Source organism: Brevibacterium sp. ZH18 (assembly GCF_022748595.1).
Lineage (GTDB): Bacteria > Actinomycetota > Actinomycetes > Actinomycetales > Brevibacteriaceae > Brevibacterium.
The window spans coordinates 30,063-55,050 of sequence record NZ_JALDSX010000021.1 but is presented as its reverse complement, the minus strand read 5'-3'; the positions used below and the strand labels follow the sequence as shown (position 1 = coordinate 55,050).

The 24,988-nt window shown below is 60.6% G+C and carries 22 protein-coding genes; 12 read left to right on the top strand and 10 right to left on the bottom strand.

Translation table 11 applies throughout. The features are described from left to right. Positions 1-473: 473 nt before the first annotated feature. Genes MPN20_RS09655 through MPN20_RS09645 form a run of 3 tightly spaced genes read right to left on the bottom strand, consistent with a single transcriptional unit; the run spans position 474 to position 6,036 of the window. Positions 474-2,837: a glycosyltransferase family 4 protein gene (locus MPN20_RS09655; RefSeq protein WP_242781549.1), complete on the bottom strand. Its 2,364-nt coding sequence runs from the start codon at positions 2,835-2,837 to the stop codon at positions 474-476. A gap of 56 nt (positions 2,838-2,893) precedes the next feature. Then, on the bottom strand, positions 2,894-5,044 hold the full coding sequence (locus MPN20_RS09650; protein ID WP_242781547.1) for a glycosyl transferase: 2,151 nt from the start codon (positions 5,042-5,044) through the stop codon (positions 2,894-2,896). Beyond that, complete coding sequence (locus tag MPN20_RS09645; RefSeq protein WP_242781546.1) at positions 5,041-6,036, bottom strand: hypothetical protein; 996 nt, start codon at positions 6,034-6,036, stop codon at positions 5,041-5,043. The genes MPN20_RS09650 and MPN20_RS09645 overlap by 4 nt, the downstream gene beginning before the upstream one ends. Positions 6,037-6,272: 236 nt before the next feature. Here MPN20_RS09645 and MPN20_RS09640 point away from each other — a divergent pair, with 236 nt between their 5' ends. Next, entirely contained in the window at positions 6,273-8,255 is a 1,983-nt protein-coding gene (locus tag MPN20_RS09640) for an acetoacetate--CoA ligase (RefSeq protein WP_242781545.1), read from the top strand. A gap of 283 nt (positions 8,256-8,538) precedes the next feature. On the opposite strand, the gene MPN20_RS09635 is transcribed toward MPN20_RS09640, so the two are convergent. The 4 genes from MPN20_RS09635 to MPN20_RS09620 all read right to left on the bottom strand — a co-directional run bounded on the left by MPN20_RS09635 (position 8,539) and on the right by MPN20_RS09620 (position 12,421). Then, the gene (locus tag MPN20_RS09635; RefSeq protein WP_242781544.1) at positions 8,539-9,327 is read right to left on the bottom strand and encodes an ATP-binding cassette domain-containing protein; all 789 of its coding nucleotides are present in this window, start codon (positions 9,325-9,327) and stop codon (positions 8,539-8,541) included. Next, positions 9,320-10,177: an ABC transporter permease gene (locus MPN20_RS09630; RefSeq protein WP_242781542.1), complete on the bottom strand. Its 858-nt coding sequence runs from the start codon at positions 10,175-10,177 to the stop codon at positions 9,320-9,322. The genes MPN20_RS09635 and MPN20_RS09630 overlap by 8 nt, the downstream gene beginning before the upstream one ends. Before the next feature lie 69 nt (positions 10,178-10,246). Further along, positions 10,247-11,542, bottom strand: coding sequence for an FAD-dependent oxidoreductase (locus MPN20_RS09625; protein ID WP_242781540.1), 1,296 nt, complete (start codon positions 11,540-11,542; stop codon positions 10,247-10,249). A gap of 90 nt (positions 11,543-11,632) precedes the next feature. Further along, complete coding sequence (locus tag MPN20_RS09620; RefSeq protein WP_347566817.1) at positions 11,633-12,421, bottom strand: pyridoxamine 5'-phosphate oxidase family protein; 789 nt, start codon at positions 12,419-12,421, stop codon at positions 11,633-11,635. A 263-nt stretch (positions 12,422-12,684) separates the two neighbouring features. Between MPN20_RS09620 and MPN20_RS09615 the strand changes: the two genes are divergently transcribed. From MPN20_RS09615 to MPN20_RS09595, 5 genes are all read left to right on the top strand, one after another. Continuing rightward, positions 12,685-13,011, top strand: coding sequence for a rhodanese-like domain-containing protein (locus tag MPN20_RS09615; RefSeq protein WP_242781538.1), 327 nt, complete (start codon positions 12,685-12,687; stop codon positions 13,009-13,011). Between the two features lie 207 nt (positions 13,012-13,218). Continuing rightward, positions 13,219-13,509, top strand: a complete 291-nt coding sequence (locus MPN20_RS09610; RefSeq protein WP_242781536.1) for a hypothetical protein — start codon at positions 13,219-13,221, stop codon at positions 13,507-13,509. Between the two features lie 353 nt (positions 13,510-13,862). Then, the gene (locus tag MPN20_RS09605; protein ID WP_347566816.1) at positions 13,863-14,756 is read left to right on the top strand and encodes an iron-containing redox enzyme family protein; all 894 of its coding nucleotides are present in this window, start codon (positions 13,863-13,865) and stop codon (positions 14,754-14,756) included. Further along, the gene (locus tag MPN20_RS09600; protein ID WP_347566815.1) at positions 14,708-15,013 is read left to right on the top strand and encodes a CDGSH iron-sulfur domain-containing protein; all 306 of its coding nucleotides are present in this window, start codon (positions 14,708-14,710) and stop codon (positions 15,011-15,013) included. Before MPN20_RS09605 ends, MPN20_RS09600 begins: the two co-directional genes overlap by 49 nt. Positions 15,014-15,206: 193 nt before the next feature. After that, positions 15,207-16,295 carry a YbdK family carboxylate-amine ligase gene (locus MPN20_RS09595; protein ID WP_242781533.1) on the top strand — a complete coding sequence of 363 codons (1,089 nt, stop codon included), beginning with the start codon at positions 15,207-15,209 and terminating at the stop codon, positions 16,293-16,295. A 60-nt stretch (positions 16,296-16,355) separates the two neighbouring features. Here the strand turns inward: MPN20_RS09595 and MPN20_RS09590 are convergent, their stop codons facing one another. Beyond that, positions 16,356-16,685 carry a biopolymer transporter Tol gene (locus MPN20_RS09590; RefSeq protein WP_242781532.1) on the bottom strand — a complete coding sequence of 110 codons (330 nt, stop codon included), beginning with the start codon at positions 16,683-16,685 and terminating at the stop codon, positions 16,356-16,358. A 184-nt stretch (positions 16,686-16,869) separates the two neighbouring features. On the opposite strand from MPN20_RS09590, the gene MPN20_RS09585 reads away from it, so the two are divergent. The 3 genes from MPN20_RS09585 (at position 16,870) to MPN20_RS09575 (ending at position 19,653) form a co-directional block, all read left to right on the top strand. Beyond that, complete coding sequence (locus MPN20_RS09585; protein ID WP_242781531.1) at positions 16,870-17,043, top strand: hypothetical protein; 174 nt, start codon at positions 16,870-16,872, stop codon at positions 17,041-17,043. Positions 17,044-17,191: 148 nt separating this feature from the next. Further along, positions 17,192-18,832, top strand: a complete 1,641-nt coding sequence (pgm, locus tag MPN20_RS09580; protein ID WP_242781530.1) for a phosphoglucomutase (alpha-D-glucose-1,6-bisphosphate-dependent) — start codon at positions 17,192-17,194, stop codon at positions 18,830-18,832. Positions 18,833-19,200: 368 nt separating this feature from the next. After that, complete coding sequence (locus MPN20_RS09575; protein WP_242781528.1) at positions 19,201-19,653, top strand: hypothetical protein; 453 nt, start codon at positions 19,201-19,203, stop codon at positions 19,651-19,653. Positions 19,654-19,755: 102 nt separating this feature from the next. On the opposite strand, the gene MPN20_RS09570 is transcribed toward MPN20_RS09575, so the two are convergent. Continuing rightward, on the bottom strand, positions 19,756-20,802 hold the full coding sequence (locus MPN20_RS09570) for an LCP family protein (RefSeq protein WP_242781527.1): 1,047 nt from the start codon (positions 20,800-20,802) through the stop codon (positions 19,756-19,758). 181 nt (positions 20,803-20,983) lie between these two features. Between MPN20_RS09570 and MPN20_RS09565 the strand changes: the two genes are divergently transcribed. The 3 genes from MPN20_RS09565 to MPN20_RS09555 all read left to right on the top strand — a co-directional run bounded on the left by MPN20_RS09565 (position 20,984) and on the right by MPN20_RS09555 (position 23,834). Beyond that, a complete protein-coding gene (locus MPN20_RS09565; RefSeq protein ID WP_242781526.1) occupies positions 20,984-22,222 on the top strand; it encodes an MFS transporter in 1,239 nt (412 codons plus the stop codon). A gap of 149 nt (positions 22,223-22,371) precedes the next feature. Beyond that, complete coding sequence (locus tag MPN20_RS09560; protein WP_242781525.1) at positions 22,372-22,569, top strand: ferredoxin; 198 nt, start codon at positions 22,372-22,374, stop codon at positions 22,567-22,569. Further along, positions 22,566-23,834, top strand: coding sequence for an FAD/NAD(P)-binding oxidoreductase (locus tag MPN20_RS09555; RefSeq protein WP_242781524.1), 1,269 nt, complete (start codon positions 22,566-22,568; stop codon positions 23,832-23,834). The genes MPN20_RS09560 and MPN20_RS09555 overlap by 4 nt, the downstream gene beginning before the upstream one ends. Here MPN20_RS09555 and MPN20_RS09550 read toward each other — a convergent pair. After that, entirely contained in the window at positions 23,831-24,946 is a 1,116-nt protein-coding gene (locus MPN20_RS09550) for an epoxide hydrolase family protein (RefSeq protein ID WP_242781523.1), read from the bottom strand. The two genes, MPN20_RS09555 and MPN20_RS09550, sit on opposite strands and share 4 nt — an antisense overlap. Positions 24,947-24,988: the final 42 nt, after the last annotated feature.

Below are 24,988 nucleotides of genomic sequence, written 5' to 3'. Positions count from 1 at the left end.
ACTAGGATTCCGCAACCTCACCCATTACATCGCCAGATGCCTACTCGAATCCGGCGGATTCAGGACAGTCCTACACTCTTATTTACGATGAGCCGGGAAAGCCCGGGGAGCTTAATTCGTCTATGGCAACGTTCGTACCGCCGTGCTGTTGGGATCTGTCACTGGCCACCAGCGGGAAGGACAAGTTGGCACAGGCCCAACTAGGTTGTTCTCGACGCACAATCCGCGCGCCCTGCGATGTAGATGGCTCCAAGGTACCTAGCGATCCACATGTTTGTACGCAAAGGGTCCGTCTTACGTCGTTGAGGAGGTCTACGGAGCAGATTTGCCATGTTTGAGAAGAGCTGCTTGGCCGCTTGAGTCGAATGGCTGACAAACAACTTGCTAGTAGTGTCTCCTATCGGTGGATCAAGTCCATTGAGGCGACCCCGCCAAATCACCTTGCGCCAGCTCATTCACTAGTGGCGAATATTTCATTTGAGGATCAGCGCCGCTAATCGTGTCGCGACAGCCGTTGCTGACAAGAATTCGCGCGCGAACTGGTAACTGTGACTCTTCCAGACGTTCAGTTCATCCGGGACATAGACCAGTTTTGAAATACGCGCATGAATTTCGTTTGGCGTTGTATGAATAAGGGGAGTTTCTACTGGAAGTGTCGAGTTTATCTCTAACTCACTACCGTCGCGGACCGCCATGCCTCTTCCGACGACCACGGCGCTACCTGCGCCCAGCGCCAGCAAACCATGTCGAGTCGGCATTTCAGTCGACAATGAGTCAATGAAGATATCCAACCGTTGCGCCAACATATCCTTCTCTGACCGTGGAATCCTAACCACAGTCGCAGACGTCGATAGCTCTGCTTGAAGCTGTTCAATTGATGCCCGCTCATCAACCGATCTCTGGATATTTTCGATCCATCCAATCCGAATTGGTCCCGAGTTCCCCTCTGGACTTCCTCCCAACTCAACTGGAGACGCGATATAACTAGACTGGTTCCCCAATGACCAATTTGTGACCAGGCAATCTGTCACGATCCTTCTATCTTGAGCCCTGGATTTCTCTCGAAAATCTAAAAACTCTCTCCTGTACCGATTAGCCTCAGATTCTGAAACCTCGTTTAGCCAATGATGTGGGTAGCGAGATTTCAGGTTATCAACGTCGTACAGACTCCTGCCAGGCAACATTCTTATCGCAGGCTTTCCTGACATGGAAAGAATCCCTGTTGTTAGAGCAGGATTCCAACCTTCAACTAGGCTGACCGAGTCTTCGTATAACACGCCGAGCAACTGAGCCGCTTCAAGTCTCCAAAATTCTAGGAAACGTTGGCCATCTTCAGTGAGCATGAATCGCCCGTCGGTGAGATCTCCACGTATTCCTCTCAAGCATGCTAATTCAGATCTAACCTCTATTTCTGGCAGCAGATTTAATGCTGGACCCCAGGCTTCATTCAGCCCGTCGTCGACTTGCAAGATTGGTAGGTATGAATCATAAGTCGTATGCGGTTGTGCCACACGGTCGCTGGGTCGTAGCGTATTCCAGGCAGACTCCAAGTTCGAAGCGTCCGCTTCCCACGAGTTATCGAGAATGACCTCTTCGGTAATCTGCGCTTTGAACTCGGAAGCACGGGAGAGCACATGCTGTATAACTTGCGCCATTGCGTGGGCATCACCGCTGGGGTAGACAGCACCGAAGCCTAGTCGTCGTACTCGCTCGGCTTGAGCACGCATGTCGCTAACTACAACCGGCAGATGAGCGTGCAGATATTCAGAAACTTTGGTCGGTGCGGCCTCCTCGTGGGCCGGGCTCGGCAATAGCGCGCTGATGCCCAGGTTCGCCGTCGAGATGAATCTACTGACGTGAGACGCCGGAACGTAGTCCAAGAAGTGAAGTCGGTCTGCTGTCCCCAGCTTCTTCGCCTGGTCGCGAAGCGCGTTCCGCCGTTCTGCGCCGTTCTTGCAGATGATCGCTACGTGAAGTCCCGGCACCATCGGTTGCGCATCCAACAAGGTTCCCAGACCCCGCTGAGGAGTGATTCCGCCCGCGTAGACAGCAATCGGGACACCAGGTGCCAACCCCAGTTCGCTGCGGACGTCTGAGCGCAGATCATTCTGCTCGGCTTGCTTCAGACTGGGTAGGTTCCTCACTACCGCCGGCGTGGTGTCCAGGCGATGGCGCTGTTGGATGAGATCAGCGATCTTGTCAGTAACAGTCACAACGGCATCTGCTTGCTGGATACATTCGCGTTCAACGGCAATCCATGCCTGCTGATGCTCGACGGGCGGCGGCAGATGTTGAGTCGGCACAAACTCGTGAGCGTCGTAAAGCCACTTCACGGGCCGGACTCCTGGAGTACGTTCGGCCCAACTGGAATACTTGGCGGCCCCGGGCAGAGGGTGTCTGTCATGAACATGAATGAGATCGGGTTCCAGGGCCCGGAACGCATCGAAGAACGTCGCCTCGTAGTCGACTAGATGTGGCCAGAGCGTCCTCCACGACCGGCCGAATTTCGCGCTTGCTTTCACCCCTGCGTCTCGGCTGCGAACTCCAATCCGATGAGCGATATATGCCGGCCGTTTCAGCCGTTGTGGGAGACGATTGATCTGTCGGCGGCGCTTTTCAAGGAACGCTTCACGCCGCGTAATTGAATCGGCAACGCGAAGGTGATGCTCATTGCCGACCGGGGGCCGAATGACAGGAACGTCACCATCGATGAATGACACCTGCTGAACAGTGCGGCGGCGAATTCCGACCACAGTGACCTTGTATCCGAGATCCCTGGCAGTGATTGCTGCCTTTTCGACTCGTGAGTCCCCGACCACCAAGTTCCCCACCGCCATGACAAGGTGGGGTCTGCGATCTTGGTACGCCTCGTCAGTACCGCTTGCCGTCGACATTAGCCTTCTCCCAGAATTTCGAACCACTGCTGCAGAACTCGGTCTCGGTCCCATCGCAGCGATTGCTCGCGTGCGCGGGAGGATGCAGCCGAAAATTCAAACGATCTATTAAGGCCGAGAATCTTCTCAGCAGCTTCGTGTGTATCGCCGACGATCCAGTCCTTGCCGAAGATCTCCTCGGCACCTTCTCTTTGCCAAACAATCGGCACAGCCCCACTCGCCATTCCTTCGACTGGCGCAAGGTGAAAACTCTCGTTGTGGCTCGGTGAGAGAACGAATCCGACTCCTCTCAGCCACGAAGCAATGTCCGGAGAGAAAGCCTCGAATGCGATATGACTTTTCAGAAGCTCGCTATTACGGATTCTTGTGTAGAAATCGAGGTACAGTTGCCGCTGAAGTGGGTTCTGCCATTCGTGGGCGTAGTCCCAAGGTGGCCTGCTCTTGAAACGCAACATATACCGATCGTCGTGTTCCAACAACGTTTCCAATAGGTCAAGCGCTCGGTCCGGTCGTTTTCCGAAACCGACGATGCCGACCATTCCCAGTTGGAATTCGCTACCTGCCAACTTCGGACGGTTGAGATCGTCGGCATCGACCATGTTAGGTATGATTGAAGTTTTGCCCTCGTCGAGTTGCAGTTGATCGATCGCCATTCTTCGGTAGCGGTCCGACACGAACACCCATTGATCGACGGCGTCAACTAGCAGATCGTCGAGCCAGGCTCCTCGAAGTTCGAATCCATGGAGGCGGGCAATAAGTTTCGTGCTGGGGCTCTTATTCGCCGCGTGCCATACCAATGAAGGTCCCGCCCACTCGCAGAAGACAACATCGGCGTCAGATTTGATCTCGATGCTCGATGCTTCGTCGTGATTGTGCAAGCTAGTCCATCCGTCGAACGCCAGCTCGAAGTCCGGCTGCTGTTTCAATCCGTCGACCAGCTCACCCAGGAACTTGAAATCGTGAGAACTGATCACAATCTTCGTTGGAGCGCACCCCGAAGGTGTCTTTCGCGCGCTGCGGACTAGTTGACGATCTAGACGAGTTGCGGCCGCATCCATCGAGAATTCGAAAGCTGTGGACCGCGCTGAAGCAACTGCGTCTGCAAGCTTGGGCATAGCCTCCACGATGCAGTCGGCAACATCATCCACAGAATCCTCACTGCTAACCAGAAGCGGGTATTCCTCACCCCACAACGACAGATGGTCTGCAGAAAGGTTGAGCAGCGGCAATGTCGAACTGGCTGCGTACTCCAGTGCTTTTGTGGAGACTTCGAGACTTGAGTCAAGGACAGAGCTTCTCCACCCGATACCGATGTGTGCCCGGCTGAGCTGTTTCAGGACTTCATTCCGAGCGAGCCCGCCCAACCACGTCACACGGCTGTTCTCATCCTCTTCGGCCGCAATCAGTGCCGTGCGCATGTCGTCTACCCACGCCGGGGCATCAACGTCATGCTGGAACTTATCCCCTACAACAACAAGTTCCGCATCTACCCCGCGATCGCGGAGAGCGTCAGGAAGTGCAAGCATCTCTCGTGTGTGCCACTGCTTGGCCAATTTTCCGGCATAGATCAGGCGCAGCGGCGTTCCGGATCCGATAGTCGAGAAATCGGACTCATAGGCTTCGTCCGGGACCATCGGGGGAAGCAGGAGTGTCCTGCCCGACGCGGAAGGTGCAACCGCTTCGAGATACGACCGTGCCGCCTCAGTCTGAGCAAACATTCGACGGCTTCTGCTGGCGACCTGTTCAAGGCGCTCGGACTGATATTTTGACAGTTCGTCGACGGGAAACGGCAGATCAGTGATGTAAGACCACAGGTTCGGCGACAGATCTTCGTGCTTGCTGAATGCGACGCAGGCGTTGAAACCACGCACGATGATTAGGTCGAAATCGTGCTGCTCCTGAAGTTGTGAGGCGCGTGCTGCTGCACCATTCGGGTCGAGCGGCGAATTCTCTTCTTCCGGAATGTCGAGGCCGATGTCAGGATAGCGGCCGAGGAGCCGATCCAGTACTCGGCTTTCAGAGAAACGAACTTTGGAGAGCAGCTGCACTTGATGCCCGCCAGCTGACAGGACTTCAGCGAGAGACGCCAACCACGTTGAGGATCCATCGATCAGCCGTAGATCAAGGTCAGCGTAGATCAGGATCTTCATCGTTGTGGGGTCACCTCATCGTTGGATTTCTGCTGTTCGAAGTCGCCCATCGCGGCGATCACTTCGGAATGGATGTCGCTTCCCCAATGTGCCGGTTCCATTCTGTTGTTATTCAGCCGAACGTGAGCCAGTTTGTCTACAGATGCCGTGAAATGAGTGGGTACGGTATCGCCATGCACAATGACTACGGTGCCGCGCTTGCGTGCAACTTTCACCGCCGTGTGCAGTTCTTGATAGAGGCGGGTACCGCTTGCATCCAGCACTCCGCGCCACGGTGATTCCGACAAAGTGTCCAGGTCGATGATGAGAAATGCTGTTGAGGATCCGACCGCAGTCACTGCCGTGCCGGGATACACCAAACTGACCTTGCCGACTGATTCGAGCTTGGCGACAAGAGCGTCTCCTCCCACCAAGGCGATTTCACGTTCTAGTGCGGCGTCAGGGGCCTGAAACAAGTACCCGAGGTTTCTTTCGCTCGGCACTTTCATCTCCTGCTGCGCCGCGTTTCGTCCAGGCACGTGCATCTTCGGGCGTGTTTGAACGGGGCTGACCGGAATCGTGCCCGGCCCGAACACGGAGGGGAGGCTCGACGCAGTACCGTCCCCCGACTGCGCCTGTGGCAAGAATGCGGAATGCCGGTCGTCATCGACCAAAGTCTTGAGGTGGTGAAGCGCTTCACGCATACCGCCTGAAGTCTTCGCGACCGAGCCGCGAATGTCGTGTACAGGTTCAGTCCTGTACTCCACCCGGCTGACGCGATCGTCGACTCTGCTGATTTCACGCAGCAACGCGCGATGTTGCCTCCGGGACGACAGCAGACTGAATCCGAGGAGTCCGGCAAGGCTCGCCACCGCAACTGCGATCCCGAACGACTGAAGTCCCAGAGCAGGAACCGCGATCAAGACTATCGCCGCTACAATCCCGATCGTTCCCAAAACTGCGACGAGCGTCCCAAATTTCATAGCACTTCCCGGTGGTAAATATTCGACCATTCTCACTTCATCATGGCTCTCAACATGATAGTCGAATTGATTTATCCCTGATCTCTTGGAGAAGGGTCACGAGGATTCAGGCAGGAGCCATCTAAACCAGTCAGTTCGGCCATCCGATCTGCCGCTCGACGACGGCGTAAAGTGGATTCAAAGTCTCCACTGCAGAACGAGTGTGCCTCGTTTCGGCTGGTGGAGACCGCTATCGTTGCCGTGCACCGAAGTGCTGAGGAGAAGAATTGACCGCTGAACCGATCTGGCTTCCCGACCCTGACCAGACCCCACGTCCGCAGATTGCCGACTTCATCGACTTCGCCAATCAGCGCACCGGACAGACTTTGGCTGGTTACGACGATCTGTGGAAATGGTCGGTGAGCGACCTCGACGGATTCTGGGGTGCGGTCTGGGACTTCTTCGGCGTCATCGCCGATGACCCCTACACCGAGGTCCTCGCCGACCGCTCCATGCCCGGCGCCACCTGGTTCCCCGGCACCCGCCTCAACTACGCCGAACACGCTCTGCGAGCCGGCCTCGACGACACACTCGCCGACGAACCGGCGATCATCACCATCAGAGAATCCGGTGAGCGCACCGAGACCACCTGGCGCGAACTGCGCCGCCAGGTCGGGTCCGTCGCCGCGTGGCTGCGTGAGCAAGGAGTCGAACAAGGCGACCGCGTCGTCGGCTACCTGCCGAACACCCACCACACCCTCATCGCGTTCCTCGCGACCGCTTCCGTCGGAGCCATCTGGTCCGCCTGCGCCCAGGACTACGCGGCCGAAGGTGCCGGGACGAAACTCGGCCAGCTCGAACCGAAGGTGCTCTTCGCCGCCGACGGATACCTGTGGAACGGGCAGGCTTTCGACCGCCGCGACCAGGTCGCGCATCTGGCCAACCGGATGCCGAGCCTGCGGGCCGTGGTCGGGGTGGGCAACCTCGGCGAGGAATTCATCGATGAACACGGGCAGATCACGAACCTCGCCACCTGGGACGATGTCGCTTCCGGGGATGTCGAACCCGAGTTCGCGCGCGTCGATTTCGATACCCCGCTGTGGGTGCTGTATTCCTCGGGCACGACGGGGATTCCCAAGGGGATCGTGCACAGCCACGGCGGGGTCGTCATCGATCATCTGCGTCTGCTGGGTCTCCACCTCGACATTCGCCCCGGTGACCGGTTCTTCTGGTACACGAATACGAACTGGATGATGTGGAACCTCGTCGCCTCGGCGCTGGTGGGCGGTGCGACCACGGTGTGCTTCGACGGCAGCCCCCTCTATCCGGGGCCGGGCCGGCTGTGGGAGATCGCCGCGGACACAAAGGCGAACGTGCTCGGTGTCAGTCCTGGGATCTTCCTGGCCGGGATGAAGGCCGGGATCGAACCCGGCAAGGAGTTCGACCTGACCGCGCTGCGGACGATCGGTGCCACCGGTGCCCCGGTGCCTGCCAACTGCTTCCCATGGGTGCGCGATGCTATCGGCGAGCGCGTGCAGCTGGCCTCGACGAGCGGCGGCACGGACGTCGTCAGCGGCTTCGCCGGATCCGCGCCGAACTGCCCAGTCTGGGCCGGGGAACTCTCACGGCCGGTGCTCGGTGTGGCGTTGGAGTCCTGGGATGACTCGGGGCAGCCTTTGGTCGGCGAGGTCGGGGAGATGGTCATCACCGCCCCGATGCCGTCGATGCCGGTGAAGTTCTGGAACGATCCCGACGGTGAGCGCTACCGCGACACGTACTTCTCGATGTTCCCTGGAGTCTGGCGCCACGGCGACTGGATCACCATCACCGACCACGGCAGCGTCATCATCTCCGGCCGCTCGGACGCCACCCTCAACCGGCAAGGGGTGCGCCTGGGCAGCGCCGACATCTACGACGTCGTCGACGGCATCCCCGAGGTGGCCGAGTCCCTGGTCATCGGTGCCGAGCAGCCCGACGGCGGGTACTGGATGCCGCTGTTCGTTGTGTTGGCGTCTGGGGTTTCGCTTGATTCTTCCTTGCAGGAGCGGATTGCTACGGAACTTCGGTCGAAGGCCTCGCCGCGGCATGTGCCCGATGACATCATCGCGGTGCCCGCGATCCCGCACACCCGCACGGGCAAGAAGCTCGAAGTCCCGGTGAAACGGCTGATTCAGGGGCATGTGCTGGATCGTGTGGCAAATCCGGATGCTGTGGATTCGTTCGAGGCGCTGACGTACTTCGCCCAATTCGCGAAGTACGACGGGAGCTGAACGACTGCCGGTGGTCCAAACGACTTCGCAGATTGCCGGCGGCCGCCTCGGCGAGGGTCAGCGCTGCCTGTACGCCTTCCGACCGACTAAGACACCGACGATAGGCATCGGACCCACGCGGTCGGCCTACCATCCGGCGAGCCTACCATCCGGCGAGCCTAGCAAGCGGCGTGTGGAGCTGACAGCACTCATTCAGCTGCTGTGTACGACGATGGCCGCCCGGATTGCACCGGGCGGCCATCGTCGTACAGGGCAGAATCAGCGTGAGCTGATCAGCTGTCGTCTATTTGCTGTTGAATTCTTCGTATTCCTTGACGACATCCTCGGTGGGGCCGTCGGCCGTGAGAACACCCTTTTCGATCCAGATCGTGCGGTTGCACGTGTCCTTAATCGACTTCATCGAGTGGGAGACGTGGAAGACCGTGCCGGCATTCTCTCGGATCTCCCTGATACGGCCTTCACTGCGTTGGCGGAACCTCTTATCACCCACCGCCAGCGCCTCATCGACGATGAGGATCTCATGCTGAACGGATGTGGCAATGCCGAACTTCAGACGCTGCGACATTCCCGATGAGTACGTCCGCATCGGCATGTCGATGAAGTCCCGCAGACCGGTGAAGTCGACGATGTCGTCGAATTTCTCTTCGATCTCCGGCCGGTTCATTCCCAGGGCCAGACTTCCCAGGATGATGTTCCGAGCCCCAGAGAGATCAGGGATGAGTGCGGCACCGACACCGAGGAGGTTGGGCCGCGCGCTGGCATAGACGCTTCCTGAAGTGGTTGGAGTCAACCCTGTGATCGCTCGCATCAACGTCGATTTGCCCGAACCGTTGGTGCCGATGATCCCGATCGACTCATTCTCATGGGCGACGAAGCTGATTCCCTTGAGCGCGTGAACTTCTTGGATTCCGCGCTGGCGTTTGAGGGCTCCGCCTGCACCGCCGAGTTTGAGCTTCTTACCAGTGGCCAGGGTCTTGTACTTCACGTGCACGTCATCGCAGATGACAACGGGCGGGTTGTCCTTCGTCACCTCCGGCAGGCTGCCGGTCTCAGTCGGTTCGGTCTCATTCATCGCGACCATACCTTTCCTCGGCCTGCCAGAAGAATACGAAGCCGATGATGAAGATTCCGACGGCCCAGATGGCCAGGTGCCAGAAATAGTCATAGGGGACGACACCCTCCTTCATGAGGATGCCACGGGCGATGGCGAGGACGTTATTGAGCGGCTGCCAGTCAGCGAACGGCTGCCAGGCGGGATTGAGCTTGTCGACCATGACCTTGAGGTCGAAGAAGACGCCTGAGGTGTAGAAGATCATCCGAGAGATAAAGGGGATGACCTGGCTGAGATCTCTGAAGTGCACGGTGACGCGGGCGAAGATGAACGCCACACCCTGGTTGAAGATCCAGAACAGGAGGACCAGAGGGATGAAGAGGAACCAGTCCCACCCAGGTCGGGCGCCCCAGAGCATCACAAGAACGCCCATGAAAAGCAGGGTCGGGATGAAGTTGAGGAGGTTCTGAAACACCGTGGCAATGGGCAGCACGATGCGTGGGAACGGCAACGATTGAACCAGAGAGGCATTCGTGATGATCGACTTCGCGCCGCCGTTCATCGAGGAATTGAAGAACTCAAGAACGAAGACGCCGATGATGACGAAAGGTGCGAAATCGTCCGGGCGCGCCGAGGCGCCCTTCATGATGACACCGAAGACCGTGCCGTAGATGAGCGCGGAGAAGGCTGGTCGAAGCAACACCCAGAGCATGCCGAGCCGGTTGCGTTCGTTCTCGCTCTGCATCCGGTACCGGGCGAGCGTGAAGATGAAGTCGCTGCGATTGATCAGCTGCTTGACGTACTGGGGCAGAGACGGCCGTCCACCTACTCTTTCGAGTCCGTGCTCGGCAGCAAGCTTGGCCATATCCATGTACAGAAATTTCTCTCGACGATGACTGGGGTAAACATTGGAAGTCTACGTGATGCGGGTAGCCGATTCTCACAATCGGCTATGAACCTTGAAGTCGAATTCCGGGTCGTCGAAATGTGCTCTGGTCGGAATGTCTTTACCGCCGAGTACACGGCGGGCGGCAGCCTGCATCGGCGGCCAATTGAGCGTTTCGACGCCGATGAGCTTCGCGCTGAGATCGCCGCCGTCGAAATGGAACACCTGGAATTTCTTCCCGCTCGGGTCATATTGGATGATCGTGTCGTCGGCGTCGGGGCTGGTGAGGCCGACGGTGAAGACCTTCTCCGGGCCTTGAAAACTCCAGTGCCAGGGAACGTCGGACCATGATCGTGTCGAGTTCCCGGTACTGCTTGCCTCTGCGCTGGGCTCGCCGAGGATGAGCTCCGCGAGGTGCTTGCCATGGCTTTCGGCCACGGGTTCGCAGGCCCAGGGGTGGTCAAGGGCGAACGGTCCGTCGGTGACGTGAGCACAATCACCCGCCGCCCAGATGCCCGGGTGCGCCGTGGCCAGGGTGGCATCGACTTCCCAGGCGGCAGAGAAATCGTTGTCATCCGAAGGACTCGGCATCTCCCCGTCGATGGGGATGCGCACGGGCCTGGCACCGACGCTCGTGACGAACAGATCGTGCACAGCGGCGGGGATCTCGTCCGGGCTGCTCACTCCGGTCACGAAGTTCACGCCGGCCGCCTGATGGGCCTCGACGAGTGCCTGGCGAACAGGGGCAGAGAGCTGCTTGCGCAGGGGTTCGCTCCCCCGCAGGTACACCGTGGCCTCGTGACCGGCAGCGACTGCCGAGGTTGCGACTTCCATGCCCAGGTAGCCCGAGCCGAGGACACCGACATTGAGCTGACTCGTTGCCGCAGCGACTTTGTCGCGGATCCATTCGGCCTCGCTGAGGTCATAGACCGGAAGGGCGTCCGGGTAGGCAGGGATGCCTGAACGATTGGCCCTCATGCCGGTAGCGAGGATGCAGTGCGTGAAGTCGAGCGCTTCGCCTGAGGCGAGCGCGACAGTGCCGACGATCGCGTCGTTCGGCTGTTCCTCGGCCGTCGCGGACGGATGCGTCTGCTGGGAGCCGGGGGCCGCCTCGGCGAGGGTGATGGACGTGGCCCGGTCACGGACGAAGGTGATGAGCTCCGTGGACTCGAGGTGATAGGGCAGGTGGTAGCGGGAGTCGTCGAAGAGGTGCTTCGACAGGGGCGGGCGCTCACAGGTCTCGCCTGCCTCGGGGTCGATGACGGTCACGGCCTGACCGTGCTCGCTCAGCTCCCGGGCCGCAGTGGTTCCGGCCAGTCCTGCCCCGATGATGACGATCTGCTTTGCCATGTCTCCATGCTAGACCGGGCGAGAGGTGACAGAGATATGGGCGGCCCGGGAATGACCCGGGCCGCCCACATCGGAGAAGAACCCTGCTGCTCAGAGCTCCGTGGTGTCGCTGCCTCCACCGGTGCGCTGGCCGGTGACCTTGGCCTTGACGATCTGGGCCAGAGCGGAGACCTTACCGCCCTTGAGGCCCCAGTGCTGCGCGGAATCGCTCGTCACCTTGATGAGGCCGAGGTTCGGATCATTGCGGCCGCCATCGAACCAGGCGGCGACTTCGTCGTTCCAGAGCTCGTCGATCTTGGCCTGGTCATCGACGAAGTCGACCCGACCTGACACCGAGAGCCAATTGCCCGCCTCAGAGACGGTGATGTTGACCTGCGGACTGCGCAGCAATGCCGTGGCCTGATCGCCCTGCAGGCCGATGAAGAACCACGCATCGGCATCGTCGGTGACCTCCTGGGGCACCATCGGGTGGGCGAGCAGCTTGCCGTCGTCGAGTGCGGTCGTGAGCATGACGAAGCCGCTGTCGCGGAGGATCTTCACGACGTCCTTCTGACCAAGATCATCGTTGGCTGCTGTGGAGCGCTTCGTCTGCGAACCTGCGGCTCCACCGGTGGCCAGATCAGGGTCCTGACTTCCGACGACCGACGCGGATTCGTCGATTGCGGTGTGGGACCCATCTGGGTTGCGGTACAGAGTCGCGCCCTGGGTGCCCGCTGCCTCCGCGGCACGCGCTTCGACGTTCTTCTCGGTGTAGCCGACTTCAGCACCTGAGTCGATGTTGGAGGTTCCTCCAAGTTTCTCTGCGGTCTCATCGAGCGCAGCGGCGGCGTCACGCGCCTTGGTCTCAACCTGTGTTTCGTTGCTCTTGTCTCTGCTCATCTTCGACTCCTCAACAATCGGTTCGTGGGCATTTCCTATTCATCTTCGCACGAATGCCGAGCTCACAACGCTTACACCGTAAGCATCTCGATTGTTGCCAGGTGCCGCTCAGAAAAGAGCCAACCATCGTCATCGGCGCAAAAAACCACGGGACCGCCTGGCGACCCAAAGAGGCACAGGCGCAGCAGCAAGACTGCCTCGGCGAGGATCTGCACCACTAATGGCACGTGCATGAGGAAAACGTGCGTGTCTAGACTGAGGGCATGAATGAAGAATCAGTCTCTGTGAACCAAATCCCCGAGGGAGCCGCCATCATCGATGTCCGTGAGGACGACGAGTGGGAGGCCGGGCACATCGAAGGCGCCATCCACGTGCCGCTGGGAGAACTTCCCGCCCGACTCGACGACCTGCCCCTCGATGACGACATGTACGTCATCTGCCGCACCGGCGGCCGCTCTCACCGGGCAGTAGCCTGGCTGACGAACAACGGCTTCGACGCGGTCAATGTCGAAGGCGGTATGGGGTCATGGAACCTCGACAACGGGAAGCCGATCGTCTCGGAGACCGGGCAGGAACCCTGGGTGAAGTGAGACTGCTTCGCCGCATCCGGGACCTCCTCGGCCCGGCGCTTTGAAAGGCGTGAGGCCTGTCCGGCTTACAGTGTCTTGATCTCACACCACAGTGGGGCTAGCGTCGAGCGCACAGATCACAATGCCCCAGCAACCGCCCCAACAGCGGATAGCCGTTTACCCACCGATCGGCGTGACTGCGTTGAACGCAGAGAGGACCAGAGGTTCATGACCAACGAAAAGAAGATCTTGCCTGACGGTTCAGCAGACAGCGAGCAAAGCGCCGAACACGAGATCGAGACCTCGCGCGTCGGAGTCAGCGCTCAAACAGAATCGGAAGGCAGCTCGCCGACTCCTGCAGAGAAACTCGAGCAGATCGCCGCAGAGCACGACGTTCCGATCGAGAAGGACCCGAAAGCCACCCAGACTGAAGCCGAAACCTCCACCGACAAGGAGCGCAACCTGCACGGTGAGGACTCGAAGGAGGACGATGACACCTCCGCAGAGCCGCCGGACTGAGCGCACCGACGGACACTGAGCGCACAGACTGAGTGCGCGCGTGGGCGAGGGAGTTCCGACTGTTGCAACGAGGCTTGGGAACACTACAACCGCAGAAGTCACCCGAATTCAAACTAACTCCGGTTTTCAACATTCTGGTGTTTACACCCTAAACTGAGAATCTGACGACTCAGGAGCGCATCAGCATGACAACACAATCGGCCAGCTATCTCCCGCCAACGGCTCCGGGGGCACGCGGTCCCGCTAGTGCCACCTTGCTCAGAATTCTCACGTCTTCAGCTGACGCACCGGAGAGTGAACTGAATGGTCTGACGAACACGATCACCAACGCTCTTCGGACGACGGAAGACCTCTTGTCCGATGATGACCTGCAACTGACGCTCTATCTGCTTTACCTTCTGCATTATGGTCCCGCGGACTTCGTCGACGGCGACTGGGAATGGGACCCTCAGCTGATCGGCGCGCGTCATCTCCTCGAGGAACGGCTCGAAGAGGTACTGCGATTGCATAACCCGCCGCCCGCAGCTCTGCCTTCCACCGGCGAAGAAGTGGCCGAGACCCTGTTTTCCATGACCGCCGACGCGGCCCGCCCGACGTTGGCGACATGGATGGCGCATCATGCCACGGTTGACCAGTTGCGCGAATTCCTCATCCTCCGGTCGATCTACACTCTCCGCGAGGCCGACCCCCACACCTGGGCGATCCCTCGCCTGAGAGGTCGCCCTAAGGCAGCACTTGTCGAAATCCAGGCAGACGAGTACGGCGGAGGCTGTCCGGACCGCATCCACGCCGAGATCTTCGCGCGAACGATGCGCAATTTCGGGTTGGACGACCGACCTGATGCATATCTTGACGTCGTCCCAGCAACGATACTGGCCTCGGTCAACACAATGAGCTTCTTCGGACTCAACAGACGGCTGCGCGGCGCGACCATCGGCCATCTGGCGGCCTTCGAAATGACGTCGTCGATCCCGAATAGATACTATTCGCGAGCTTTCTCGCGACTCGGGTACGACGGTGCCGTCACCTGGTACTTCGATGAACATGTCGAAGCCGACGCAGTGCACGAACAGATCGCTGCACGAGATCTCGCCGGAGGTGCCGCCGACGACGACCCGAAACTCATCGGCGACATCGTCTTCGGAGCCTCAGCCTGCCTGTTCGTCGACGACCTCAGCGGTCAGTATATGCACAGCAGATGGACCACCGGAGAGACCGTGCTGAGAACCAGTGCGGAACCCGAATGACATCGGCCCATGAAAAGAGGCACTCCTCCATGAATGACCGCACTGACCGAGTGACCATCACGGCTTGTCCGGACGGGCCGCTACTTGTACGAGGCGATTTCTCTCTTGTGGCAGCGCCTGGTCGTAGTCCGCAGGAGCCGGAGCGGAAGGTCGTAGCACTGTGCAGGTGTGGGAAGACAGGGATTCCGCCGCTCTGTGATGGCTCGCATAAGCTGACCGGATTCCGTGCACCGGCGCCTGCAGACGATCCGTCCTGACCCATCCACACCGTGAGAGACCCGAAATGCCAGGGAGCTCGAGAGCTCCATGACTCTGGAAGCACCAGTTTCCTCTGACACCAGCATCTACGTGCATTACCCCGGTGATCTCATGTCCTCGTGACGGCTGGGTGAGATGTCAGTGGCGAGTCAGCCCGGTACCGGCGAAATGTGAAAGACACCAGGAGGCATGTTGACTACTTTCGGCATTGAGGAAGAGTTCATTCTCACCGATGCGGCAACACTCTTACCAGCTTCGCCCACCGCACTGCAGAAGAATGCAGTGATGGCGCTGGCGCCTCACGGTGGGTGGGTGACGACTGAATGGCTTGACTGCCAAATCGAGTTTGCCACGCCCGTGCTGTCGACTGCCGTGGAAGCGTTCGAAGCATTGCTGACTTTCCGCAGAAGTCTCTCCGCGAAAGCCGAGAAACTGGGTCTGATCGCAACCGCGCTGGGAACCGCGCCACAGATCTCCCACGAGCCGCCCACCATCAGCGTTGGCGATCACTACCGCAAGATGGCTGCGTTGGCCCCGGCGATTGCGACTGAGCAGTTCGTCAACGGCATGCACGTCCATGTTGGTGTCCCTGACAGGCAGACCGGCGTACTTGCGCTCAATGGCATGCGCAGATGGCTGCCAGTGCTCACAGCCCTGGGCGCTAATTCACCTCTGTGGCGCGGCGTCGACAGCGGTTTCGCAAGCTGGCGTTCGGTGCAGTACCGCCGGTGGGTGGTCAACGGTACCCCTCCTCACTTTCACAACGCCGATGACTACGATTCTCAGGTCGCAGCGCTCCAACGTTCTGAGGTAGTCGACGACGAGGCGGTACTGGGCTGGTTGGTTCGATTGTCGCCCCAGCACGAGACCGTGGAAATCAGAGCCTGCGACGCTCAGCTGCACACCGCTGACGCCCTGACGCTCGCGCTGCTCGTCCGGGCCCTGGTCAACGTCGAGGTTGAGAGCCCAAAGACCACCGTCGTCCCAACTGAACACATCAACCTCGCCCATTGGCAAGCTGCAAGGTTCGGGTTGAGCGGCAATTTGATGGATGAGAATGCTCAGGCGAGTGCGCCAGCGGCCGCGGCGGTCTGGGCTGTGTTCGATCGGGCGCAGCCAGACCTGCTGCGAAGCGGAGATGACGAACGCGTGCGGGCCGGGCTTGAACGACTGCTGCGTCTTGGCTCCGGCGCCGCTCGACAGCGTGAAGTCTTCATCGATCACGGGGTACCTGGGGTGCTGAGGTATGCCAGTGCTGAGATGACGGCCCGATACACATGAGGCGCCGAAGATGAACCTACCTGTCAGGGGTCTCCAAGACCTCGCCGCCTGGTGGGCCACTCACGGTTCTTCTGGCGACCGCAGCTTCTGCAGAGCCGACTCAGCGCGCTCTCGCCGTTGAACGTGGTCCATCTCCCACCAGTAGTCACCGCGCTCCCCCAGACCATGTTTCGCCAAGTCCACGCTGCGGCGAGCATCCTCAAGGTCTGTGCGTGACCCCGACTTCTTTGCCCTGCGCACCGCATTTCTGGCCGCGCCGAGATGACTCTTGAGTTCATCGACGACCTCCGGCTCCAGTTTCGGATCGGTTCGACGCCACCGTCGGCCTTTGACGATGAGCCACCGGTCGTCGGATTCGGGGTCGTTCGAGCAGTCGGGATCAGGCGCCATCTGCCCAGAATAGTCGGCTTCGCGTCGATGGACCCTGCGATTGTGAACGGCAGCCACGTACGCGCCGGGGCTTTCGAGAGAATACGGACCGCTGACGGCTGGCTCACTCGGGTATAGCGTGGGCTACCAGTGCGGATTCACCCGGGACCTGAGATCCACAGCTAAGTACCGAATGGCGAAGACTATGACAGAGACGAAAGTCAGCGCGTCCAGAGTCATCGATGCGGCACATGAGACGATCTGCAACGTTGTGGCGTGGACCACTGCTCCCAGCGGCGAAGAGCCGCCCGGCTTCCCCGCTGTTGGCCAGGAGGCGCTCAAGGAATCGCTGGCCAATCTCGCCGCCGCAGTCGCTTGATGCCGAGCCGACGTGGCAGTCCTCAGCTTCGCTGAGGTTGACACACCCTGCACGAGGATACTCGTTCAGGTGAGCAGGCCTCGTCCACGATGCGGGAACTCGGTGGACACAACTGTGCGCATCGGCCTGTGTTTGGCAAGGTAGAGATATGACTACTCGCGCCGGCCAGCTGGCCCAGGATCGGGATCTCGTTGACATCCCCGCATTGCTTGACTCGTATCATGACCTCGTCCCCGACGTCTCCGTCCCAGGTCAGGCCGTGAGTTTTGGAACCTCGGGGCACCGCGGATCGAGCTTTAATCGTGCGTTCAACGAAGCCCACATCGCAGCGATCACCGCCGCCATCGTCGACTACCGCAAGGACAAGGGCATCCGCGGGCCAATTTTCTTGGGCCGCGACACCCATGCACTGAGCGAACCGGCATTCCTCACAGTCCTCGAGGTCCTCGCCGCCGCCGAGGTGCCAGTTCTCATCGACGAACGCGACGGCTTTACGCCGACACCAGCTGTCTCCCACGCGATCCTCGGATTCAACGCGGGCAAATCGAAGACCGATGCCCAGGCCGACGGCATCATCATCACCCCCAGCCACAACCCCCCGTCCGACGGCGGCATCAAGTACAACCCGCCTCACGGCGGACCGGCCGGCACCGAGACCACTTCGTGGATCGCCGACCGTGCCAACGCCTACCTCGAGGCCGGGTGGAAGAAGATTCCGCGCACCGCCTTCCAGCGGGCCTTCCACCTGGAGAACACCGAGAACTTCGACTTCGTCGCGAACTACACCGAAGACCTCGAGTCGATCATCGACCTCGACGTTATCCGCAGCTCCGGCATCTCGATCGGCGCGGACCCCCTGGGTGGGGCCAGCGTCGACTACTGGGCTGCGATCGCCGAAGACTTCGACCTCAACCTCACCGTCGTCCACCCCGATGTCGATCCCGCCTGGTCATTCATGACCCTCGACTGGGACGAGAACATCCGCATGGACTGCTCATCGCCGTACGCGATGGCCGGCCTCATCGCCTCCCGCAACGACTTCGACATCGCCACGGGCAACGACGCCGACGCCGACCGCCACGGAATCGTCACCCCCGACGCCGGGCTGATGAACCCCAATCACTTCCTAGCCACCGCCATCGACTACCTGCTCGACAACCGTCCCGAATGGCCGGTCACCGCGGGCATCGGCAAGACGCTGGTCACCTCGTCGATCGTCGACCGCATCGTCGCGGCTCACGGCCGCACGCTCTTCGAAGTCCCCGTCGGCTTCAAGTGGTTCGTGCCCGGCCTCCTCGACTCCACGTTTGCCTTCGGCGGTGAGGAATCGGCAGGTGCCTCATTCCTGCGCACGAACGGCAAGGTGTGGTCGACAGACAAGGACGGCATCATCATGGCCCTCCTCGCCGCGGAGATGACCGCGAAGACCGGCCAGACCCCCTCCCAGCGCTACGCAGGACTGGCCGCGAACTTCGGCTCGAGCGCCTACGCCCGCCAAGACGCTCCGGCCACCCGCGAACAGAAGGCCCGCCTGGGTTCGCTCCAGGCCACCGAGGTGAAGGCCACGTCCGTCGGGGGCGAAGCGGTCACCTCGGTGCTCACCACTGCGCCGGGCAACAATGCTCCCATCGGCGGGCTCAAGGTCACGACCGACAACGCCTGGTTCGCCGTGCGCCCTTCAGGCACCGAAGACGTCTACAAGATCTACGCCGAATCCCTGCGCGACGAGGACCACCTGCGCCAGGTCCAGCACGATGCGCGGACACTGGTCGACGGGGTGCTTGAGTAGGCTTCTGTCCGAACACCCGGCGGCAGAGTCCCCGCGGGAAGACGACGATTACGATCGAGCATCACTGTTCAGTCGACAACGTTGCATTCGGCGTTTGCGGACCTCTGCCCTGTGCTGTGTGCTCGAAGCCTTCTGAGCCTCGGCCTCCCCGGAATAACAGGCAAGGATTGTTGCCGCTGGCAGCTCGCTGTCGCGCACGATGACAGTCGCCGCCGCAGTCCTGCAAAGACCACGTCTTCAAGCTGTGACACTCTCTGAAGCCTCCTCCCAGCCGCTGTTGTCCTGGTCTCATGGACGAGGGCAATACTGGACGGCGTCGATGATCTGCCGCCATCAGGGTGGCAGCGTACAGGGAGAAGGATCTCGCCATGAAGACCACCATTCGCAATCGCACAGCAGCCCTGGCCATCGCCGGGATCGCAGGCCTCGCCGGAGTCGGACTCGCCAGCGGTCCAGCCCTGGCGACCTCGCCGCCAGCATCGGCAGCGAGTGCGGACGTCGAGCCTCAGTCGGTCTATTTTCCGACCGACGCCACCCGCTATGCTGACGAACTCGTCATCGCGTGGGGCGAGGGCAACACAGACCGGGTCGAAGCATTCGCCACACAGGACGTCGCCGACACCTTGGCCGACCATGGTGATGAGGACGGGACCCATTGGGATCGCACGGGCGTCGAAGGTGCCGCGGGAACGATCTATGTTGACTACGAGAACACCGTCACCGGCGAGGAGATGAGCGTCGGTGTCGACGCCGCTGCCGTCGCGAACGGCGGAGAATGGGGTGCACCCAACGCGGCAGACCAGGTTAAGTTCACCGGCTGAGCCCCATCGGCACCTGAGGTGAAGCCACCCGATGCGAGTACAACGAAGCCCCGCACCAGACTGATCTGGCGCGGGGCTTCGTCGACCGCGTTGGGCGAATAGTTACAGGTGTGACTCCGGAGCGTTCTGGACGTACTCGTCGAGTGTGTCGTCCTTAAACGCCTTCTGGACCTTCTTCAGCTCGTCCTCATCGACGTTGACGATCGACTGACCGCTGCCCGAGGTGCCGACGCCGGCTGTGGGCGAAGTGAAGAATTCGAGGTCGCCGGGGCGCACGTCGCGCATGTTGAAGGCTGTGGCGGAGATGTACTGGGCGTCGAGTCCGGAGTCAACGTACATGTATGGGGCGAAGTCGCTGACCATGTCCTTGATCTTCTTCGGATTCGACAACGTGTCAGCGGAGATGATCTCGCTGGTCAGACCCTTGACGAAGGCCTGCTGGTTTCGCGCACGCTGGAAGTCGCCGTCCTTGAAGGACTTGCGTTCGCGCACGAAGGTCAGCGCTTCGTCACCGTCGAGGACGTTCTCGCCCTTCGTGAAGGTGTACCCGTTCTTCTCGAACGACTGCTCCGAGTTGACCGTGACCCCGCCGAGGCTGTCGGTCAGTGCCTTGAAGCCCTCGAAGTCGATGATCGCCACGTGATCGATGTCGGTACCGATGAAGTTCGAGACCGTCGAGACCGCCAGCGGAAGACCACCGTAGGAGAGCGCGGCGTTGATCTTGTCCTTGCCGTGGCCTTCGATGTCGACATAGCTGTCACGCGGAATCGACATGATCTGGACATTCGACCCGTCCTTGGGCAGGTGCATGACCATGATCGTGTCCGAGCGCAAGCCACGCGAGTCGTTGACGTCGACCTCCTCCATGGGCTCATCGGAGCCGAGCAGCAGGATGTTCGTCCCGCCGTCATTCTTCTGATCATCGGGGCGCTGAGTGCCGAAGATCTGCTCGTCAGTGAGCTGGTTGGAGTTCTTGTCGAACGACCGGCCCACACTCCACACGTAGAGGCCGATGCCGAGCACGCCGAGGATGACGACGATGAGCACGATGACCAGGACCTTGCGCCACACCTTCTTCTTGCGACGAGGGCGCTGCGGTCGATCTTCCTGGCTGTCGAACAGATCGTCGAAACTGCTGTTGTCCGTCATCGGCACTCCGGGTTTCAGTCAATGCGGCACGAGCGCCGGCGGGGAAATAGAAGCAATCTCGTCAATTATATAGCTTTTGTTACATTCCCCCGGTCGCCACACTCGCCGAGGTGACTCGACTCACCAGTGTCAATGCGGGCTTGGCCTGGTGGTCGGCCCGGAGGCTGGGTAGACTTTCCTGGTGTTCAACAACTATCGGGAGATCCTTTCGCTTCCCGGTGCTCTCAAGTTCTCCTTGGCCGGTCTTGTTGCACGTATGCCCATTGCCGTTCTGGGCCTCGGAATCGTCCTTTTCATTCAAGGCGTCAGTGGCTCGTATGGTCTGGCAGGCATCGTCGCCGCCGTATACATGATCGTCCAAGCACTTGCCGGCCCGGTCATCGCGCGCCTCGTCGACCGTCGCGGCCAAGCCGCGGTCATGGTCCCCATCGTCATCGTCCACCTCGCGGCGCTGCTGATGCTCATCCTCGCCGTCTACCTCGACTGGTGGGTCGGCTTCATCTTCGTCTTCGCGGGCATCGGCGGAGCCACGGTCGGCTCGGTCGGCTCGCTCGTGCGTTCGCGCTGGTCGCACATCGTCGATTCGCCCAAGAAGCTGCAGACCGCGTTCTCCTGGGAGTCCGTAGCCGATGAGCTCCTCTTCGTCACCGGACCTGTTGTCGCCACTGTGCTCGCCACGGCTGTGTGGCCCCCGGCGGGCATCATCCTCTCGATGATCTCGGCAGGAGTGGGCTCGGCGCTGCTCTACGTCCAGAAGTCCACCGAGCCGCCCCCGATCGAACGCACCACCGAAGCCAAAGGCCACGTCTTCTCCAACCCCGGCATCTTCACGATCATCCTCGTCAACGTGTTCCTCGGCGTGAACTTCGGGGCCATCGATGTCATCGCCGTGGCCTTCGCCGACGAGCAGGGAGTGAAGTCCCTGGCCGGCATCCTGCTCAGCGCCTTCGCTCTGGGATCACTCATCGCCGGTGCGCTCTACGGGTCGCGGAACTGGAACTCGGCAACACACCACCGCTTCGGATTCACCGTGTCGCTGCTGGCCATCGGCGCCTGCACGATGCTGCTGGCCCAGGGCATGGTCTCCTACACGATCATTTTGTTCCTCGTCGGATTCACGATCGCACCGAGCCTCATCGGAGCGAACTCGGTCATCGAACAGCTCGCCCCGCCTCGGCGCCTGACCGAGGCCTTCGCATGGCTGGGCACCTCGCTGGGCTTCGGAGTGGCCTTCGGCTCGGCCATCGCCGGCAACATCATCGACGCGGCGAACGCGAAGACCGCCATGCTGCTGCCCGCGAGCTGCGCGGTCATCGGCGCCCTGCTGGCACTGTCACTGCTCAAGCTGCTCAACCCCTCGCGGTCGAGTCACGCAGTGCGTCTGCAGCGGGACCGGCGACGGGTGAACGTCGAGGAGTAGCCGGAGCTGGTTCACACGATTCGCATCCGAAGCAGAACCACACCATCGTTTCCGTCGCCACCCAGTTTGCGACATCTATAATGTGAGTGATGTTCTACCCGTCTGTCAGTCAATTGGCGAATGGGTGACGGTCAACCTAGGAGAGCCTGTTGAAAATCGAACTGGACCAAGATGTCTGCGTCGGCTCCGGAAATTGTGTCGTCGCAGCCCCGGACGTATTCGACCAGCGAGATGACGACGGAATTGCGTTCCTCATCGAGGAGAACCCCTCCGCTGAGCGGGAGAGCGCCGTCAAAGAGGCAGAAGCTATGTGCCCTGCCCTCGCAATCCGCGTTCACAAGAAGTGACAGGGGAAGTCTCAGCAGGCGAGGCTTCGGCAGGCGACGCTGCAGCGAAGAAGGTCGTGATCGTCGGCGCCGGTCCAGCAGGAATCGCAGCCGCCGATGCACTCCGAGCTGCAGGCCATGCCGGAGAGATCCTGATCTTCGGCGAAGAGCGCCATACGCCCTACGACAGACCGCCACTGTCCAAACAGATCTTGGCTGGCACGTGGCTGCCCGAAAAGGCACAGCTGCGCACCAGTGAAGAGCTCGCAGCCGCTGATGTGACGTTGCACCTCAGCGCCAGAGTCGCCTCGGTGGACGTCGATGCCCATCAGGTCACCCTCGAATCCGGCGAGCAGGTCGCGTATGACGCCTTGATCCTCGCCTCTGGAGTCACCGCCCGCCAGCTGCCGTTCGGACACCATCTCGACGGTGTCCATGTGATGCGCACTCTGGACGATGCCCTGGCTCTGCAGACCAACTTGGAGACAGCTCAACACCTCGCAGTCATCGGCGCCGGATTCCTCGGCGCAGAAGTTGCCGCTGTGGCCCGTTCGCTGGGCAAAGAGGTCACTATGATCGATCCTCTCGAACTGCCGATGCAGAATGTCGTCGGCGACGAGGTCGGGTCCATGATCGCCGACCTGCATCGACACCATGGCGTCAATCTTGAACTCGGCCACGGCGTCACCTCCATCGAGGACAACCTGGGGCGGGCCACCGGAGTCACACTCGACGACGGAAGAACAGTGTCTGCTGATGCGATTCTCGTCGCCGTGGGAGCCCGACCGGCCGTAGATTGGCTGCAGTCGAGTTCGGTTCCCCTGACAGTGCCGAAAGAGCCAGGCGCCGGTGGTGTGCGCTGTGATTCGAGTGGACGCGCCACCGATGACGTCTGGGCCATCGGCGACGTCGCCGCCTGGTGGGATCCCACGCAGAAACGCTACGTCCGCGTGGAACATCGGCAGACTGCGAATGAGCACGCCCGCTCCTGCGCCCGCGACATTCTGGGACTCACCCCCACCCCGACAATGACTGTCCCGTACTTCTGGTCCGACCAGTACGACATCAAGCTGCGCAGCTTCGGCTTCCCTTCCCGTCACGCCGGATTTCATGTGGTCGAGGGAGCTCTTGGAGACCGAAAATTCGTGGCCGTCTATACAGACGAATCGGATCGCATCGTCGGCATCATCGGAGCCGGCATGTTCAAGGCAATGAACTGGTGGCGGCAGCAGGTGCTTGACCGCCAGGTCCTCGGCGAGGCGCTCCTGGAGAAACAGGGAAGCTAGCGCAGAGGACGCAGGAAGTCGCGGATATCTGCTGCCAGCAGCTCAGGTTCTTCGTGAGGCGCAAAATGACCGCCCCTTGGCATCGTGGAATAACGGACAACGTTGTACGTGCGTTCGGCCCAACTGCGTGGTGGCTGAGCGAGGTCGTATGGGAACACTGCCACAGCGGTGGGAACGGGGACTGCGTCGACTCGTTTAGTCCGTCCAGTGGCAAACTCCCAGTAGGGCCGGAATGAGCTCGCGATTGAATTGGTGAACCAATACAGCGAGGCCTGAGTGAGCAGAAAGTCATCGGTGAACCTCGAGGACAGATCGCCATCGCAGTCGCTCCACGACCGGTACTTCTCCAGAATCCAGGCGAGCAGTCCGATGGGAGAATCGGCCAAGCCTGGAGCCAGTGTGAGCGGTCGCGTCTGCTGCTGATGCTGATAAGCGCCCTCGTCAGCCTCCCACGCACGGCCCGCCTCCAAATATTCTTGTTCGGCCGAAGACAGTGTCTTCGGATCAAGATCTGCTGGAGAGGAAACGGCAAGCAGATGGATGCCCACAAGCGCTTCCGGGTGTGTCTGGGCGATCCTCGATGTGATGCCGGCTCCGAGGTCTCCAGCATGGGCAGCGTAGCGTTCGAACCCGAGTTCTTCGTGCATCAGCGTGTGCCAGAGCTCGTGGTTCTGTTCTACGTGCTGCGGAGAGAAGGGAAACCCGGGGAGCGCGGGAATGATCACGGTGAACGCGTCCGCAGCGTCCCCGCCATAGCGTGTGGGCTCCGCTAAGCGTCTGGCGCACTCGACAAGCTCGAGCGCAGTGCTCGGCCAGCCATTCGTGAGGATGAGCGGCAGCGCATCGGGAATCTCTGCATCAAATCGCAGATAGCGCATCGCTGTCCCGGAGATCGTTGCGACCTCCCACGGCAGATCGTTGATGGTTCCCTGTTGGGCGCGCCAGTCGAATCCATCAGCCCAGTAGTCGCACAGCCGCTGAAGTTCGGCAGCATCCGTTCCAGCGCTCCACCCGCTGGTGGGCCAAGCGGGAGACCAGCGGGTGTGGTGGAGACGATGTCGCAGATCATCGATTTCTCGCTGGGGCACTTCGATCACTGGTGCGCGTGTCATCTTCAAACAGTACTCCGGTGACGGGCCCCTCCAGAGTCAGCT

What these genes read in the sequence shown, in the direction of transcription:
- MPN20_RS09655 (WP_242781549.1), bottom strand. Translation starts at nt 2,837, where the DNA reads ATGGCGGTGGGGAACTTGGTGGTCGGGGACTCACGAGTCGAAAAGGCA.
- MPN20_RS09650 (WP_242781547.1), bottom strand. Translation starts at nt 5,044, where the DNA reads ATGAAGATCCTGATCTACGCTGACCTTGATCTACGGCTGATCGATGGA.
- MPN20_RS09645 (WP_242781546.1), bottom strand. Translation starts at nt 6,036, where the DNA reads ATGGTCGAATATTTACCACCGGGAAGTGCTATGAAATTTGGGACGCTC.
- MPN20_RS09635 (WP_242781544.1), bottom strand. Translation starts at nt 9,327, where the DNA reads ATGAATGAGACCGAACCGACTGAGACCGGCAGCCTGCCGGAGGTGACG.
- MPN20_RS09630 (WP_242781542.1), bottom strand. Translation starts at nt 10,177, where the DNA reads ATGGATATGGCCAAGCTTGCTGCCGAGCACGGACTCGAAAGAGTAGGT.
- MPN20_RS09625 (WP_242781540.1), bottom strand. Translation starts at nt 11,542, where the DNA reads ATGGCAAAGCAGATCGTCATCATCGGGGCAGGACTGGCCGGAACCACT.
- MPN20_RS09620 (WP_347566817.1), bottom strand. Translation starts at nt 12,421, where the DNA reads ATGAGCAGAGACAAGAGCAACGAAACACAGGTTGAGACCAAGGCGCGT.
- MPN20_RS09615 (WP_242781538.1), top strand. Translation starts at nt 12,685, where the DNA reads ATGAATGAAGAATCAGTCTCTGTGAACCAAATCCCCGAGGGAGCCGCC.
- MPN20_RS09610 (WP_242781536.1), top strand. Translation starts at nt 13,219, where the DNA reads ATGACCAACGAAAAGAAGATCTTGCCTGACGGTTCAGCAGACAGCGAG.
- MPN20_RS09600 (WP_347566815.1), top strand. Translation starts at nt 14,708, where the DNA reads ATGGACCACCGGAGAGACCGTGCTGAGAACCAGTGCGGAACCCGAATG.
- MPN20_RS09590 (WP_242781532.1), bottom strand. Translation starts at nt 16,685, where the DNA reads ATGGCGCCTGATCCCGACTGCTCGAACGACCCCGAATCCGACGACCGG.
- MPN20_RS09585 (WP_242781531.1), top strand. Translation starts at nt 16,870, where the DNA reads ATGACAGAGACGAAAGTCAGCGCGTCCAGAGTCATCGATGCGGCACAT.
- pgm (WP_242781530.1), top strand. Translation starts at nt 17,192, where the DNA reads ATGACTACTCGCGCCGGCCAGCTGGCCCAGGATCGGGATCTCGTTGAC.
- MPN20_RS09575 (WP_242781528.1), top strand. Translation starts at nt 19,201, where the DNA reads ATGAAGACCACCATTCGCAATCGCACAGCAGCCCTGGCCATCGCCGGG.
- MPN20_RS09570 (WP_242781527.1), bottom strand. Translation starts at nt 20,802, where the DNA reads ATGACGGACAACAGCAGTTTCGACGATCTGTTCGACAGCCAGGAAGAT.
- MPN20_RS09550 (WP_242781523.1), bottom strand. Translation starts at nt 24,946, where the DNA reads ATGACACGCGCACCAGTGATCGAAGTGCCCCAGCGAGAAATCGATGAT.